The organism is Methanobrevibacter sp. AbM4, from assembly GCF_000404165.1.
Lineage (GTDB): Archaea > Methanobacteriota > Methanobacteria > Methanobacteriales > Methanobacteriaceae > Methanarmilla > Methanarmilla boviskoreani.
Map to the genome: position 1 here is coordinate 129986 of NC_021355.1, position 19317 is coordinate 149302.

Annotated in this window: 3 protein-coding genes and 1 CRISPR repeat array (1 of these 4 running past the window's edge); all 3 genes read right to left on the minus strand. The window is 26.1% G+C overall.

Features of this window, described 5'->3' with window-relative positions; all coding sequences use genetic code 11:
* Positions 1-12: 12 nt before the first annotated feature.
* Positions 13-984, minus strand: coding sequence for a type I CRISPR-associated protein Cas7 (locus tag ABM4_RS00540; RefSeq protein ID WP_016357734.1), 972 nt, complete (start codon positions 982-984; stop codon positions 13-15).
* An 80-nt stretch (positions 985-1064) separates the two neighbouring features.
* Positions 1065-3110, minus strand: coding sequence for a hypothetical protein (locus ABM4_RS00545; protein ID WP_016357735.1), 2046 nt, complete (start codon positions 3108-3110; stop codon positions 1065-1067).
* A 15-nt stretch (positions 3111-3125) separates the two neighbouring features.
* Entirely contained in the window at positions 3126-3854 is a 729-nt protein-coding gene (gene cas6 / locus ABM4_RS00550) for a CRISPR-associated endoribonuclease Cas6 (protein ID WP_016357736.1), read from the minus strand.
* Positions 3855-4119: 265 nt separating this feature from the next.
* Positions 4120-19317: direct repeats of the CRISPR family, unit length 30 nt; unit sequence ATTTCAATCCCATAATGGTCTTATTTTAAT (it continues 1050 nt past the right edge of the window).

Sequence of the window (19317 nt, forward strand, 5' to 3'; positions counted from 1 at the left end):
AATTACCTTAATTTAATTTTCAATTAAATCAATCGGATCTTTAAATGAAAATTTATCACTTAATTTACATTGGGTTTTTTCATTTAAAGTTTCGCCCTCATATTCTAAAATTAATTCATCAGAATCATAATATAAATCAATACTTTCAATAAAATCACAATATTTATCTAATTTTTTAAATAATTTATCACAATTTAACTTAAGAGTTTCATGATTAACCTTATGTTGTTTTTTATTGGAAACTTCAATTAATTCTTTTAATTCACCAATATTCAAAATAGTATTGTCTTCGTTAATAAATTTAATTAAAATTAGCAATTTTGAATCAGTTTTTTTACTTGTTGACTTCCTTAAATTAGTTCCAAACCATAAAGATTTTTTAAATAACTCTAAATCAGACTTTAACAATAAATTTTTATAAACATTAGGATTAATAGTTATATCATATGAAATTATTGCATCATCCACAATTGCTTCTGAACCATTAGTTTTTTGCTGTCCATTTTCTGTTGCAAATGGAGCACCAATTTGAATACGTTTAATTTGTGCATTGTTTATATCAGCACCATAAGTTAGTTGAATTGGCCCATATATTTGTTTTGAGTCCTCATTCTTAAAACTAAATGTTCCTCCAAACATTCTAACATCCGGTGAGCATTTTATTAAAGATTCAAAAGGATTTTCCTCATTTTTAAAAAATTCAAATACATCGTCACGGGTTTTAAATTTATTTTCTTCTTTTTTTGCACCTTGAACTAATCTTGGGAAGAAAAATACAATATTCTCTTTATTTTCTAAATCCTCAACAGATTCATGAATATATTTTCTAACATTATATTTAATACATTTATCAGTTGTAAATATTTCTCCATCAAAGTTTCTTGGAGAATTATCTACAAAATCTCCATTAGGATTTCCTAAAATGGTTTCAGTTAAATATATCCCTTGATAATAATTTTTAACATATTCTTTATCGGTTTCCATAATATCACTTTTATTTTTATAATTTTTTTAATTTTAATTTGTATAGTACTTTGTCAAATATTATTTTGATTAATTTAAGATTATTTAGAGCCATAACTTGAGGATAATATATTCTCTGTATAATATCCTGTAAAAATTAATAATAAATAATCCTCAAAATAAAATTTATCTTCATTGAATAATGAGTTTAAATCCTTTTCTAATATTTTAAAAATAAACTTACCTTTTTTATTCATTTTTTCAATATAATAATTGTTTTTTTGTAGAACCTCTGTTGCAAATAATTTTAAAATATTATATTTATTACAATTTATAATAAAATTGGAGAAGACTTCTCCATTTTTGTTGTTAATTCTTTTAGAATTATCAATTAAAGATATAAACTGTCCTAATAAATAATATTTTAATGAATAATCCTCTTCAATTAAGTTAAAGATCTTTTCTTCATCTTCAGTTGAAATCTTGTTATTATTGTTAGTATTATATTTTGAAAAAATATTTTTTAATTCTTTTATATGGTTTTCACTTAACATTTTATCCTCCAAAAATTCTTTATTCAACATATAATAATAATTTAAACTTTGAATAATAGAATTCTTATATGATTTTTCATTATTTGTGTTCTTTTGATATTTGAGTAATAAATTTAAAACTATTTCATTTAACATTTTTCTGTTTAAGGAATCAGTATTTAATTCATAAATATAACTAAAAATACTGTTCATATATTTAACAAATATTGTCACTGTTTTAGAATCAAAACCGCTAAAAATACCAGTCTCTCCAGTAATATCTTTTAAGTAAATATCATAGAAATTAAATAATTTTGGATATTGAATGCCTTCTTTGGTAATATTAATAAAAAATGATTTAAAAATTGGTTCTAGGTCAAAAAGATTATTTATATAATTTTTTTCATTATTAATATCAAAATTTAAATGTTCATTTAATAAATAATTGCAACAATTATCCTCATCATATAATCTTATTTTTTTGTTAAATTCTACTAAAAATGCTTGATAATTTTCCACATATTTATTTATTACATAAGTATTACCTTTACCTTCATTATAAAAAATCAAATCATAATTAAAGTTATTTGAATTATCTTTTAAAAATTCATTAATTTTTGAAAATGATGATTTATCTGTATTTGATATTTTTGCAAAAGAGCCGTAATCATTATTTCCTTTGGATTTGGGAATAATCATTATAGGTGCTTTTAAATTTTTCTTGAGATTGTCCTCTGCAGTACGTAAATAAGAATTACATTCATTACATATTCTTAAATGTGCGTTATCTATTTTATTTGAAAAATTAAATGAATAAGATTTAGATAATGCATAACTTCCTAATGAAGAGTATGTTATTGTTTTTTTTCCACAAAATGAACAATATCCTTCTTCAAAATTTTTAACCTTTTCATCTCTTTTTTTAAAAATCTTAGAATAATAGATAAACATATCATTTATTAAATCTAATTCATCACTGAAACAACAAGCTAAATAAAAATTAGATTTGTCTTTTTTTACAAATTCATCTGATTCTTTTAAATTTATAATTTTTTTAGAAATGTCCTCAGATTTTTCTAAAATAAAACTATAATATTTAATTATTAATGAAGAAATCTTATCATAGGAATAATCTTTAAAAAATTTTAAAAAATATGATTTTTCAGAGTCATTTAAAGGATATGAATTTATAAAATAATTATAATCATTATAAATATCTTTTAATACAGCATTAAATTCTTTCTTATTTTTATTAGCTTTAATTGAACGTTTAATTTTATTTTGAAATTTATTAAATTTATTTTTATCAAATTCTTTTTTTGTTAAAAAATCATTATCTAACTTTATAAAAAATGGTGATAATCCTAATAAATTTGATTTAGAGGGAATCATAAATCTTTGATCTGTAGAGATAAAAAAATCTTTATGAAATATTGATTGATTAAAATATATATTAAAATCAAATGTTTCTTTTTTATAAAAATCAATTAACTCAAAATCTTTATTATTAAAATTAACCAATAATATATAATCTTTGTCTTTGGTATTTCTTCCAAAATCATCTAAATTATTTTTAGATAACCATTTACCATATTCAATTAAATCGTTAATCATAATTTAATTCACCTATTATATTAAATTAATCATTCCAAATCCTAAACCTGATTTTTCACCCAAACCAGTATCGTATGCAAATTTTAACAATTCTTCATCACCTTCTAATATTAAGTCCATCATATAAGCTCTATGATAAGTTTTTTTATCACCTTTTTCAATTGAAATTCTTTTACTTTTTACATTTCTCATTTCTGAGTAAATTTTAACCTTTTTATCAGTTTTTTCTAATTTATTAAATTTTAAATACTTATTAATTAAATTCTTTTCTAAGTTTTCAAAGAATTTATCTCCAGGTGCAAGATCCCAAATTTTTAGTTCACCATTAACTTCTTTTTTTGTTCTTACAATAATTGGAGATAATGTTCTAACAGTAATTTTATCTTTAAATTCTGGAATGGGAAGTAGTTCAACTTTTTGTACGAAAAGATCTTCTCCAATAAAATTAACTGTTAAATCATCAAGAAATCCTTCAACAAGGCTTTTAATTAAATAATCGTTAGGTGAGGAAATTAAAAAATCAATCATTCCATTCTGGGATAAAAAACCTTGTTTAGTGATTTTAAAATTATGTATGTGTATCTGAGAAAAAGTAAAATATTTATAAGAATTAGAAGAGTGTAATTTTTGAGAAAACTTTAAATCAGCAATCTTATTATAAATTATGGCTGATAAAATATGATTATAATTAAAAGGTATATTTAATTTATTCTTTTTAGATTTCAATAAGATTTTAAGTCTCATATCCACACCCTTTTATATACTAATCTATCTTTTTATAATTGCATATATAATTTTCTATATGGTTTTTTATAATTTTTAAAATAGTTAAAAATAGTATAGATAATATTTATATAATTATTTAAAATAAATATATTTTTTCACTAAATCTTAAATTTATTGTTTAGTTTTTCATTTTAATTTTATTTTTTAATCTAAGATATTTCTTCAATTTCAGAAGGTTCTAATTTAATTATGTGAGTATTTCATTAAAATATATAAAAATAGTATTTCAATCCCATAATGGTCTTATTTTAATAAGCAAGAAATGATTAATTACGACGTTATAGACGATTTCAATCCCATAATGGTCTTATTTTAATTTATAGAGAATGTTGAAGAGTATGTGCGAGAATTTTAATTTCAATCCCATAATGGTCTTATTTTAATAATTAAATCATATGCTTTTAGCCTCTTTAACTCTATATTTCAATCCCATAATGGTCTTATTTTAATAAGTAACTTATCATCTATATCTGCTTTATAATTAGAATTTCAATCCCATAATGGTCTTATTTTAATTAAACCGTACTGGTATCAACGGTAGGGTATTGACCAAATTTCAATCCCATAATGGTCTTATTTTAATATTGAAAGGAAAAAAATTATAATTCTCCTTTCTCATTATTTCAATCCCATAATGGTCTTATTTTAATATATACTCTACTATACAATATTAAATTGTAGTTTGATTTCAATCCCATAATGGTCTTATTTTAATTTATTCGAATGTTGATATTGAAAATCTTCGATTAGTATTTCAATCCCATAATGGTCTTATTTTAATTTTGATTCAGTTATATGTAGTTTTGGTGATTTAGGATTTCAATCCCATAATGGTCTTATTTTAATATGGAGTCCGAGGAATTCACACCACTTTTTGGTGAAATTTCAATCCCATAATGGTCTTATTTTAATAATATTAAGCATATTGATATTAAGAGACTATAACAAGATTTCAATCCCATAATGGTCTTATTTTAATCTTTAAACCGTTTTTTAAAATAAATAGGATGGAAAATTTCAATCCCATAATGGTCTTATTTTAATCAGGAACTCATCAACACTATTCAGATTATGATAATATTTCAATCCCATAATGGTCTTATTTTAATATTATATAATACTTTTAATTTAGCATTTGTCCCTGTTAATTTCAATCCCATAATGGTCTTATTTTAATTAAATCTATTTCTAATAGGGATACTGAAATATCAATATTTCAATCCCATAATGGTCTTATTTTAATGATATTAACCTTAAATATAATGATGAGAATAACAAAATTTCAATCCCATAATGGTCTTATTTTAATATAAATATCTAAGCTCCTAAATCGAAAGGTATAGCAAATTTCAATCCCATAATGGTCTTATTTTAATGATATTGGATTGTTGAAAATCCAAACCTTTATATACTAATTTCAATCCCATAATGGTCTTATTTTAATACTATAATGGTTCAAATATGGTTAATCCTTTAAGTAATTTCAATCCCATAATGGTCTTATTTTAATTCACTATATCATTTTCACGGTTTAGGGGTATGTTTGAATTTCAATCCCATAATGGTCTTATTTTAATTCAATTAACGGCAACAACTATATTACAGTTGATGGTATTTCAATCCCATAATGGTCTTATTTTAATTCAATTAACGGCAACAACTATATTACAGTTGATGGTATTTCAATCCCATAATGGTCTTATTTTAATGATATGATCCACCTTGAAATTGTTTGTATTAATTGATTTCAATCCCATAATAGTCTTATTTTAATTGTTCGTTGTCTTCTTCATGTTTTCAGATTTCACAAATTTCAATCCCATAATGGTCTTATTTTAATGAGAGGAAATCAACACTCCAATCATTATGCTTGATAATATTTCAATCCCATAATGGTCTTATTTTAATTTAAAAGGGTTGCAAGGATACTTCGTAACACTGCATATTTCAATCCCATAATGGTCTTATTTTAATTTAATATAAGTATTGATGAGGTTCTTGATAGTGAATATTTCAATCCCATAATGGTCTTATTTTAATAAAAATGATAAAGTGGAAATGAATTTTGAAATTAAAGATTTCAATCCCATAATGGTCTTATTTTAATTTTATCTTTTTTTGTTCATCTTACCAAATTCGCGGTTATTTCAATCCCATAATGGTCTTATTTTAATCCATCATTCTCGGGGTATCCTTTACGAAGATAATACTATTTCAATCCCATAATGGTCTTATTTTAATTTCTTTTTCAAGCTCTTTAATTTTCTTTTCCATTTCTATTTCAATCCCATAATGGTCTTATTTTAATTAATATAGGCGGCGACCTTATAGACTGTATTATTTAATTTCAATCCCATAATGGTCTTATTTTAATCTTTATATACTATGCATTACAATGTATTATTGTAGTATTTCAATCCCATAATGGTCTTATTTTAATTCGGTTGTGCCTCTCGGTCGGTGGGTTGTGTCGCTATTTCAATCCCATAATGGTCTTATTTTAATTAAATCATTATTATAGTAGTGTTCATATGGTATATAAATTTCAATCCCATAATGGTCTTATTTTAATCAGAAAGTGGAAAATGGAACTTGAATTATAATATGATTTCAATCCCATAATGGTCTTATTTTAATATGTTTGATGGTATATCTTTAAGGTTACATTTAAGCAATTTCAATCCCATAATGGTCTTATTTTAATTATTAAAGTTATATATTCCAGTTTCTATTGTAATACATTTCAATCCCATAATGGTCTTATTTTAATTTTATGATTTTATTATCTTTAATTTCATCGTATTGTTATTTCAATCCCATAATGGTCTTATTTTAATGGCATTGAAAGATAAGGGGCATAGTGTTAAGAGTGTATTTCAATCCCATAATGGTCTTATTTTAATATTCTTTAACTTTAACTCTTCTGAAAGGTTTAAAAATTTCAATCCCATAATGGTCTTATTTTAATCAGAGGCTACTGTGAATATCCTGTTTGAGAATTTTAATTTCAATCCCATAATGGTCTTATTTTAATAAAGAGATCAATAGAATTTTTAATAAATATATAATAATTTCAATCCCATAATGGTCTTATTTTAATAGTTACTTAGATTATGTAAGGATAAAGGTTTTAAAGATTTCAATCCCATAATGGTCTTATTTTAATTAAAAAAATTGAAACAGCTGGAACAAACCAAATTAATTTCAATCCCATAATGGTCTTATTTTAATGAACCAAACACTAATTACAGTAAAAAATTTTTGTATATTTCAATCCCATAATGGTCTTATTTTAATTACTATTTATAAAAAAAGTATTACTCGAAGATCTTGATTTCAATCCCATAATGGTCTTATTTTAATCTTATAATATATTTCGTGAAATGAAATTTTTATAAATTTCAATCCCATAATGGTCTTATTTTAATAGGTTTTACCATTACGCATAGTCCACAATGTATGGTAATTTCAATCCCATAATGGTCTTATTTTAATGTATTGCTCCACAGTGTTCGCATACTTGTTCTGCGATTTCAATCCCATAATGGTCTTATTTTAATATGGTGATAAAATGAAAACACAATACAGAATGGAAAATTTCAATCCCATAATGGTCTTATTTTAATGGATTAAACAGTAATTCCAAAAAAGCAAAATACAGTATTTCAATCCTATAATGGTCTTATTTTAATTTATACACCACCACAAATAGATAATGATATATTAGATTTCAATCCCATAATGGTCTTATTTTAATTCATAAAGGTATATCCTACATCTATGGTTAAACGGTATTTCAATCCCATAATGGTCTTATTTTAATTCTTTCCCAAGCGGCAGGACCTGCATTCGAAAGGTTATTTCAATCCCATAATGGTCTTATTTTAATCATTCTATTTAATTCCTCTTCACTTGGAATATAATTATTTTAATCCCATAATGGTCTTATTTTAATTAAAAAAGGATTATTAACAACTATAAAGCTGTATTACATTTCAATTCCATAATGGTCTTATTTTAATGATGAGGATTATAATACCATTATTGAACCGTTACTTAATTTCAATCCCATAATGGTCTTATTTTAATCTTTTTATTTCATCCACTTTTAAACATACTCCTGCATTTCAATCCCATAATGGTCTTATTTTAATTTTGTTTAATTATTTAATACTTATTTTATAGGTTGTATTTCAATCCCATAATGGTCTTATTTTAATTCCAGACTTCATTTTTGCATAGGGCAACTCTTTAATCATTTCAATCCCATAATGGTCTTATTTTAATTAGTTTTTACCATCTCTTGGTTCAAATACACTAATCTCATTTCAATCCCATAATGGTCTTATTTTAATATACACAGGGTAAAAGCAGTGAACAGGAATTGGTCATTTCAATCCCATAATGGTCTTATTTTAATACACCACAGTACTAATAGAGACAGGGGTAGCAGCTGCATTTCAATCCCATAATGGTCTTATTTTAATTAGTGAGGGTAAATTGGATATTAAATGTAAGGACCTATTTCAATCCCATAATGGTCTTATTTTAATTCTTTGATAATCTTATCGCATTATATGTTTCCTGATATTTCAATCCCATAATGGTCTTATTTTAATTATCATTATTGCTTTCGGAGTGCAACCTTCAAAGGTATTTCAATCCCATAATGGTCTTATTTTAATGGAAGAAAACCGAAAGAAAAAATAGATGTTAAAATAGATTTCAATCCCATAATGGTCTTATTTTAATGTGAAGTTGCCTGGGACAAGTTTTGGCAGGCAATTAAATTTCAATCCCATAATGGTCTTATTTTAATAAGAGAAATTCCTTAAACACATCATGGATGAAATCGTATTTCAATCCCATAATGGTCTTATTTTAATAATCGATGAGTTAGTGCAAAATGATGAGTTTTCAAATTTCAATCCCATAATGGTCTTATTTTAATAAGCTTGAAGATTTTTCCCTAATGTGTGATAATTGTAGATTTCAATCCCATAATGGTCTTATTTTAATATTTCCTCAGCAGAATAATCCTTGAATATATTTTCAATTTCAATCCCATAATGGTCTTATTTTAATCGGCGGCCGCTACCTTAGGATATGATGCTAGTCTTATTTCAATCCCATAATGGTCTTATTTTAATCTCCTATTATTTTTTTGAATTCGGATTCTGTTATTGTATTTCAATCCCATAATGGTCTTATTTTAATAAATGTAAAAAGAAGATACTTCAACAGAAACCTCATATTTCAATCCCATAATGGTCTTATTTTAATTGAATGAAAATAAGTAATATGAAAGAATTGAATGATATTTCAATCCCATAATGGTCTTATTTTAATGTGGATATGGAGCAATTATCATATGATGTTGAATGATTTCAATCCCATAATGGTCTTATTTTAATCAGGTAGAAGCACAACCAATAATACTAATTATCATACATTTCAATCCCATAATGGTCTTATTTTAATTGTAAACTCCATTAACTCAGGTGCTTTTTTACCCCAATTTCAATCCCATAATGGTCTTATTTTAATACTACAATACACCTGTCTGTTATGTGTCTTGTTAAAATTTCAATCCCATAATGGTCTTATTTTAATTCCTTTTTCAATGTATAGTATCCATCATCGTCAGGTATTTCAATCCCATAATGGTCTTATTTTAATTTAAAGACCTCTTTATTATCGAGGCGAGGCTTGTATATTTCAATCCCATAATGGTCTTATTTTAATTATTATATGGAAAGAATATTGTTGAGGATATGAAAGAATTTCAATCCCATAATGGTCTTATTTTAATAGCAATACAATCTATTGCTTTTTGGAGAAGTTCCTTATTTCAATCCCATAATGGTCTTATTTTAATACGTTGGGAATTTCCAGCCGGTTTTGATTGAGTACATTTCAATCCCATAATGGTCTTATTTTAATTTACAGATAATTTAAAACCTCTAAGACTTAATTCTTATTTCAATCCCATAATGGTCTTATTTTAATAAAAAATAAGAAATGAATATTTAATTGATTTTCAATATTTCAATCCCATAATGGTCTTATTTTAATAGGGGGTATTGAATACCTTAAACAACAAATATTAAAATTTCAATCCCATAATGGTCTTATTTTAATCTCAAAGAATTATATTATAATGATAAGGATATGGTATTTCAATCCCATAATGGTCTTATTTTAATCTCAAAGAATTATATTATAATGATAAGGATATGGTATTTCAATCCCATAATGGTCTTATTTTAATTCTATTTCTTTTATGATACTTGTTAAAGCTTCATCATTTCAATCCCATAATGGTCTTATTTTAATACTGCAATATGGAGTTTTATGGGATTATTAGAAGAATTTCAATCCCATAATGGTCTTATTTTAATTTGATATTTTCAGAACTTGAAAAACTATTAATCATATTTCAATCCCATAATGGTCTTATTTTAATAAAAAAGGATTCTTAACAATTATAAAATTGTATTACATTTCAATCCCATAATGGTCTTATTTTAATTTTTCAATAACAATAATTCCAATACTGAAATATATAATTTCAATCCCATAATGGTCTTATTTTAATTTCTATTATGTGTTTGAAGTTCCATATGTTATAATATTTCAATCCCATAATGGTCTTATTTTAATCGGTTAAATTTTCCTTAGGTAATGCTTCACATTCTAAATTTCAATCCCATAATGGTCTTATTTTAATTAGTGCCGTTAATCTAATTCCAAGAGCCAAATATATTAAATTTCAATCCCATAATGGTCTTATTTTAATCAACAAAATAAACAAAGTTTTAGGAGCATTATTTGAATTTCAATCCCATAATGGTCTTATTTTAATGAGTTCCAAAAAACCATTGAAGAAATTTTCCAAAATAATTTCAATCCCATAATGGTCTTATTTTAATTCTGACCAACTGCAGGAATTCCATCTGACCAACTGCATTTCAATCCCATAATGGTCTTATTTTAATAAAATGGTCCTGCTGCTTAAGGTCTAATATATCCATTTCAATCCCATAATGGTCTTATTTTAATTTTCTGCATAGTCTGTTAAATCATCTAATATTATAAATTTCAATCCCATAATGGTCTTATTTTAATATTTATATGAACATAATTCTTATCCAAACCCATTGGATTTCAATCCCATAATGGTCTTATTTTAATAGCTCTGACCACTACCACTTACAAAAAAGATTGCATATTTCAATCCCATAATGGTCTTATTTTAATATGTTGATGAGATTGCTAAAAAAGCATTTGATTCAATTTCAATCCCATAATGGTCTTATTTTAATAAGGAAACAGAATAAAAGAATGGAGGTATTAAAGTAATTTCAATCCCATAATGGTCTTATTTTAATATAGACACAGGTGTTTATACTTCTGGTACTGTTATATTTCAATCCCATAATGGTCTTATTTTAATATTTTATAAATTTTTTCTTGTATTCGCTGCAGTATTATTTCAATCCCATAATGGTCTTATTTTAATAATAGCATATAACATACTATTATATAGCAACCTGCAAGCACATTTCAATCCCATAATGGTATTATTTTAATCAGCAAATAGAAAAATCATATATTTTTCTTGTTGTATTTCAATCCCATAATGGTCTTATTTTAATCTGAATTCGAGGATATGGTCATACAATGTATTGTAATTTCAATCCCATAATGGTCTTATTTTAATTTATCCCCTGCAGATTACCAGTTCCAGATTGGTAACATTTCAATCCCATAATGGTCTTATTTTAATTTTCACGTAACATTAATAATATCATATCTGAACATTCATTTCAATCCCATAATGGTCTTATTTTAATCAAATCCATTGATGAGCAATACAATTGAAGTATCTTAATTTCAATCCCATAATGGTCTTATTTTAATTGGTATGATTCAGAGTCTGCAACATCTGTGGATCAGTATTTCAATCCCATAATGGTCTTATTTTAATATTTGAATCCGTACTTGTCTGCTTCTCAATAATCATATTTCAATCCCATAATGGTCTTATTTTAATATAGAAAGTGAAAAATAGGAAACTCATATAATATAAATTTCAATCCCATAATGGTCTTATTTTAATTCCTATCAGAGTAACGACCCGTTTATCATAATCAAATTTCAATCCCATAATGGTCTTATTTTAATAGTTATAATTCTGCTACCTGTTATTTTCAAATATATTATTTCAATCCCATAATGGTCTTATTTTAATTACTTATGAGAGATACTATATTGTAGTTTGTGAGGATTTCAATCCCATAATGGTCTTATTTTAATATTTCCATTGAGATTTCTGAGATTTTGCTTTGGGATATTTCAATCCCATAATGGTCTTATTTTAATCTTTGGGATTGGAGAGATGATGGATACGATGATGAGATTTCAATCCCATAATGGTCTTATTTTAATTTCTCCATTACTCAAATCCAATTGCACAACACCATATTTCAATCCCATAATGGTCTTATTTTAATCTTGAAGATTTCAGTTTGATGTGTGATAATTGTAGATTTCAATCCCATAATGGTCTTATTTTAATTTTATGGTATAATGATAAGTCCGACCGTAATTATCTGTATTTCAATCCCATAATGGTCTTATTTTAATAACGGGATGGATCTTGGCTTTATCCCTCTAGTACTTAATTTCAATCCCATAATGGTCTTATTTTAATAGATGACATTTTATTCATTAAAACAAGTAAATTTAAATTTCAATCCCATAATGGTCTTATTTTAATTAAACTAAAAATTATTTTTTTTTGGAGGCATATAGTTAATTTCAATCCCATAATGGTCTTATTTTAATCAAATAAAAGACGAGCAAGTCGACGACTTCGAGGAGTATTTCAATCCCATAATGGTCTTATTTTAATATCCTTTTTCAATGTGTAGTATCCGTCATCGTCAGGTATTTCAATCCCATAATGGTCTTATTTTAATATATGATTTTTAAACCATGTTATAACAGGTTAGCTAATTTCAATCCCATAATGGTCTTATTTTAATGCTCTACAGCAGGTGGGTCAACAAGCATTAAGTTTATTTCAATCCCATAATGGTCTTATTTTAATCTGACCCTATATTCGATTTCTTTGATTATACTGGAAAATTTCAATCCCATAATGGTCTTATTTTAATGAGGTTTCCGTGCAAACGGCGAATACTATCCAGGTCTATTTCAATCCCATAATGGTCTTATTTTAATCCATTGCTCAAAGCAATACTTATACCATTATCCTATTTCAATCCCATAATGGTCTTATTTTAATAAACAACCAGTTACAAGTTGTATCGTAGGGGTAACAATTTCAATCCCATAATGGTCTTATTTTAATACGTAGAATTTCAATAGCTGTACTGAATGAAATCTGATTTCAATCCCATAATGGTCTTATTTTAATGAAAAAGGAGAGCATAATCTTATTTCATCAGAGATTTATTTCAATCCCATAATGGTCTTATTTTAATCTACATAATCACCATCACAGGAAACATTGAAGAAGAATTTCAATCCCATAATGGTCTTATTTTAATATCATCTGTCTTACTCCAATGTTCACACCAATTAAAATTTCAATCCCATAATGGTCTTATTTTAATAAGACAAAGTTACTTGCAGATATTCAAAAGAAATAATTTCAATCCCATAATGGTCTTATTTTAATATGATAGACGCTATTAAAGCGGGTATTACTAGGCTTATTTCAATCCCATAATGGTCTTATTTTAATTTTATAACGGTGGAGTGTGCGAAAAACGATATTTTAAATTTCAATCCCATAATGGTCTTATTTTAATATAACTGGAAATGATTAATTATGTATCTTAATCAGGAATTTCAATCCCATAATGGTCTTATTTTAATAAGCATCCAATTTATCTTCCTCATACTTCTTAATAAAATTTCAATCCCATAATGGTCTTATTTTAATACGACAAATAAGTCATCATCAACAAAATCTACCTTATTTCAATCCCATAATGGTCTTATTTTAATATGGGGACGTCGTGTTAGAAACCTTCTAAAAGCAATATTTCAATCCCATAATGGTCTTATTTTAATAATGCAGACGGTACAAAACAAGTCCGTACCGATGGCATTTCAATCCCATAATGGTCTTATTTTAATAACTGGTTCTTGCAGTATTGTTGATGTTACTGCATTAATTTCAATCCCATAATGGTCTTATTTTAATGAGGAGGCTATCAGTATATATACTGAGGCTTTAGCTAATTTCAATCCCATAATGGTCTTATTTTAATCCTGCAAAACAGATACAAGCTTGGCTTAAAAAGCAATTTCAATCCCATAATGGTCTTATTTTAATCTTTTGTTTATAATTATGTTTTTTGCTCCTAACTTGATTTCAATCCCATAATGGTCTTATTTTAATTGGGAATTGGTGTCCTTTTATAAAGAAACTTCTTTCATTTCAATCCCATAATGGTCTTATTTTAATCTTTTTAGTGAAACCATTACGTAAAGTACTGAAAGCATTTCAATCCCATAATGGTCTTATTTTAATAAGGTCTTCAATAAGTTCTATCTCGTCATTTGTGTAATTTCAATCCCATAATGGTCTTATTTTAATAAAAAGCAAAAAAAGAGAATTAAAGATTTTTTAAATCATTTCAATCCCATAATGGTCTTATTTTAATACTCAACTTGGAGATTCTACTCAAACAGGTTTCAGATTTCAATCCCATAATGGTCTTATTTTAATCATTAATTCAAACTTAGCATCGGAAAGAATAGTCTGATTTCAATCCCATAATGGTCTTATTTTAATTGGAGACGGATCTATTATTTATCCAAGCGTTACCTAATTTCAATCCCATAATGGTCTTATTTTAATGATAATAAAAGTCTTCTTATTCATGATCTTGTGTAATTTCAATCCCATAATGGTCTTATTTTAATAAAAACAAAAGGATTTTTAACATTAAGTTTTAATCCATTTCAATCCCATAATGGTCTTATTTTAATCAAATAGATAAGAAACATATGAAATTTAATTACTCAGATTTCAATCCCATAATGGTCTTATTTTAATTAAATTTATCCTGTTGTTTTATGTCTGTTATATCGATTTCAATCCCATAATGGTCTTATTTTAATACGCCGCCTCCTGCCTTGCTATACTTTTTAATATGTATTTCAATCCCATAATGGTCTTATTTTAATTGGTAGCGGTGACCATTTTGCTAAAACTGTACATCATCCATTTCAATCCCATAATGGTCTTATTTTAATTTTATTTATCACAAAAGTTGACCATACTTTTGAAGGATTTCAATCCCATAATGGTCTTATTTTAATAAAAATTACTGATAAAACTAAAGCGACCCGTAAATAATTTCAATCCCATAATGGTCTTATTTTAATTACCTACAGTGTTCGTTCGGTTTAGTGCCATATGTTAATTTCAATCCCATAATGGTCTTATTTTAATTTTTTCAAACTCTTTTATGGCCTCCTCTTTACTCCTATTTCAATCCCATAATGGTCTTATTTTAATGCGCTAAGTGTAAATTTTTTTTGTGTTGTTGTATTGTATTTCAATCCCATAATGGTCTTATTTTAATAAGTGCCAGTCTTAATGCTGAGCCAGTTACAAAAACATTTCAATCCCATAATGGTCTTATTTTAATTAGTGAATGAGTTAGTTGAATTTACTGGTGAGGAAGGATTTCAATCCCATAATGGTCTTATTTTAATGAAGAAAAAGAACTCATCACAGAAGAAGAACTTTTAAATTTCAATCCCATAATGGTCTTATTTTAATTCATAAAAACAGTAATCCAAAATTACAGTAGAAATGATTTCAATCCCATAATGGTCTTATTTTAATCTTTGATGGGGATTTTTTCCCGCCATAAAGGTTCACCATTTCAATCCCATAATGGTCTTATTTTAATTTTCACCCCCATAACATTAGTTTAGAAAAGTATTTATTTCAATCCCATAATGGTCTTATTTTAATATACTCAGGTAAAACGAATAGTAATGGTACAGTTACATTATTTCAATCCCATAATGGTCTTATTTTAATCTGTATCTGTAAAGGACGATTTAAATCCTGTGATAATATTTCAATCCCATAATGGTCTTATTTTAATTTAACCCTTCTTTACTACATTCCTCAATTATTACATTTCAATCCCATAATGGTCTTATTTTAATAGTACTCAAACCCTCCAAATTTGTTTTTACCAGATTTATTTCAATCCCATAATGGTCTTATTTTAATAAGACTGCACAATAAAAGTATCCCACCTAAAAAAATTTCAATCCCATAATGGTCTTATTTTAATGGATATTACCCTGTAAAATGTAGCTATGACGGTAACAAATTTCAATCCCATAATGGTCTTATTTTAATTATGATTTCAATGAGGATTATGAAAAAAATATAGAAATTTCAATCCCATAATGGTCTTATTTTAATCTAGAGACTGGTGTAAATCTAGGATTATCCATATTTCAATCCCATAATGGTCTTATTTTAATTGTTGAAACCCAGTCTGGAGGAAAACATATTTACCTTATTTCAATCCCATAATGGTCTTATTTTAATGGTATCTTAAATGAGATTATTAAAGAGTATCAATCTAATTTCAATCCCATAATGGTCTTATTTTAATTGCGAACTTCTTAAAAGAGAAGGGCAAGATATAATGATTTCAATCCCATAATGGTCTTATTTTAATGAGCAAAATTGATAATCTTCTACACGACCTATTACAAATTTCAATCCCATAATGGTCTTATTTTAATTCAGTACTGTCAGGTAATCTTAGTTGATATGCAAGTATTTCAATCCCATAATGGTCTTATTTTAATGAGCAGACCGTCATAGTCCTGGTGCAATTGCAAGAATGATTTCAATCCCATAATGGTCTTATTTTAATTGACACTACTAATTTCTTTAAAGTAGAAAATATCCGGATTTCAATCCCATAATGGTCTTATTTTAATCAGCTTAACTGCGATGCCTGCTAATTATGATACTTTATTTCAATCCCATAATGGTCTTATTTTAATGAAGACTAGGTGTACATATACAGGCACATAATAACCATTTCAATCCCATAATGGTCTTATTTTAATAACTCATCAATCTGCTCCTCTAACTCTTTTCTTTTCTATTTCAATCCCATAATGGTCTTATTTTAATTGGAATTTAATCTGTGACGGTGGACTATAAAAATGTATTTCAATCCCATAATGGTCTTATTTTAATTTGCAGCATAATCATAACCAATTCCATGTTAAGAACATTTCAATCCCATAATGGTCTTATTTTAATAGGAGGTACCATTTTTTTGAGTTGTTTTCAAGGTCATTTCAATCCCATAATGGTCTTATTTTAATTGATAATAAAAGTCTTCTTATTCATGATCTTGTGTAATTTCAATCCCATAATGGTCTTATTTTAATTCGCATATTTCCTCTTCTTTATCAAACTCTTTCATGATTTCAATCCCATAATGGTCTTATTTTAATTGGATCATTAACAATCAATGAGGTAAGGTCAGGTTAATTTCAATCCCATAATGGTCTTATTTTAATAGTAATCCACTCCATATGGAGGGTCTGTTAGTAATATTTCAATCCCATAATGGTCTTATTTTAATATGATACAGTAAACAATATCTTATATATACACACCCAATTTCAATCCCATAATGGTCTTATTTTAATTGTAAGTATACATCAACAGCGACTATGCCAATTCTTATTTCAATCCCATAATGGTCTTATTTTAATTTTTCACCAACTTGTAATAGCAATTCTCCAGGATTATTTCAATCCCATAATGGTCTTATTTTAATCTTTTCCTTTCCTTGATTAACTTTTTACTCTTTTTAATTTCAATCCCATAATGGTCTTATTTTAATTTACATACCGTAAACAGTCCGTTGAAAATAATGCTCATTTCAATCCCATAATGGTCTTATTTTAATTCGAACTCCTGAAGATTTTTTTCTTCTTCACTATAATGTTATTTCAATCCCATAATGGTCTTATTTTAATCAAGTGATACGTTGTAATTTATTACCCATATTTGTATTTCAATCCCATAATGGTCTTATTTTAATCGTTAGTATCAGTTACTTTGAACTGAATGGTGTAGGATTTCAATCCCATAATGGTCTTATTTTAATTACACCAACACTCCGTCTATTTGACTCAATAAATGAATTTCAATCCCATAATGGTCTTATTTTAATACTTCTTGGTGTTGAAAGGTATAAACACATTGAAGTATTTCAATCCCATAATGGTCTTATTTTAATACCTGCATATCCACTATTGGCGGTTAAATTAACACCATTTCAATCCCATAATGGTCTTATTTTAATGGTATAAAAGCATAATGCCCAATAACCTTACATTCAAATTTCAATCCCATAATGGTCTTATTTTAATATTTTAGGCATTTCTAAGCACCTCCTTTAATTGATTATTTCAATCCCATAATGGTCTTATTTTAATAATTTTGAGTGCAATATCACAGGAACATACAATACATATTTCAATCCCATAATGGTCTTATTTTAATTCCTTTAATGTTTTTTTTATTTAATTGTATGTTTATATTTCAATCCCATAATGGTCTTATTTTAATGATGAACAACATGACGAAATACTATGTCTAGACTGATTTCAATCCCATAATGGTCTTATTTTAATAATACCCTGTTCTCAGTATAAACCATCTCATAATCGAATTTCAATCCCATAATGGTCTTATTTTAATATTATCACCTGCAGATTACCAGTTCCAAATTGGTAACATTTCAATCCCATAATGGTCTTATTTTAATAAAACTTTTCGATATAAACCCTGGAGATCATATAGAAATTTCAATCCCATAATGGTCTTATTTTAATAAGTTAATGGATAAGAATAAAGGTTAATCCCATTTCATTTCAATCCCATAATGGTCTTATTTTAATATACAGTACTGATGATCTTGAAGCAAGAAAAAATTTCATTTCAATCCCATAATGGTCTTATTTTAATCTTCAGTTAATGTTCCTTCAACTAAACCAAAACTTTATTTCAATCCCATAATGGTCTTATTTTAATCGGATAATGTTGCAGAATTGTTAACAATCAATATATGCATTTCAATCCCATAATGGTCTTATTTTAATGGGTTCTAACTGACCAAGATGTTTTATCTAATCAAGATTTCAATCCCATAATGGTCTTATTTTAATTTCTACAGAACATGAGAATAATATATAATCAGAAGAATTTCAATCCCATAATGGTCTTATTTTAATTACTTGATCCCTTTTTAATTCTTGATACTCTTCAATATTTCAATCCCATAATGGTCTTATTTTAATTTGCTTTCTTGAA

What these genes read in the sequence shown, in the direction of transcription:
- ABM4_RS00540 (WP_016357734.1), bottom strand. Translation starts at nt 984, where the DNA reads ATGGAAACCGATAAAGAATATGTTAAAAATTATTATCAAGGGATATAT.
- ABM4_RS00545 (WP_016357735.1), bottom strand. Translation starts at nt 3,110, where the DNA reads ATGATTAACGATTTAATTGAATATGGTAAATGGTTATCTAAAAATAAT.
- cas6 (WP_016357736.1), bottom strand. Translation starts at nt 3,854, where the DNA reads ATGAGACTTAAAATCTTATTGAAATCTAAAAAGAATAAATTAAATATA.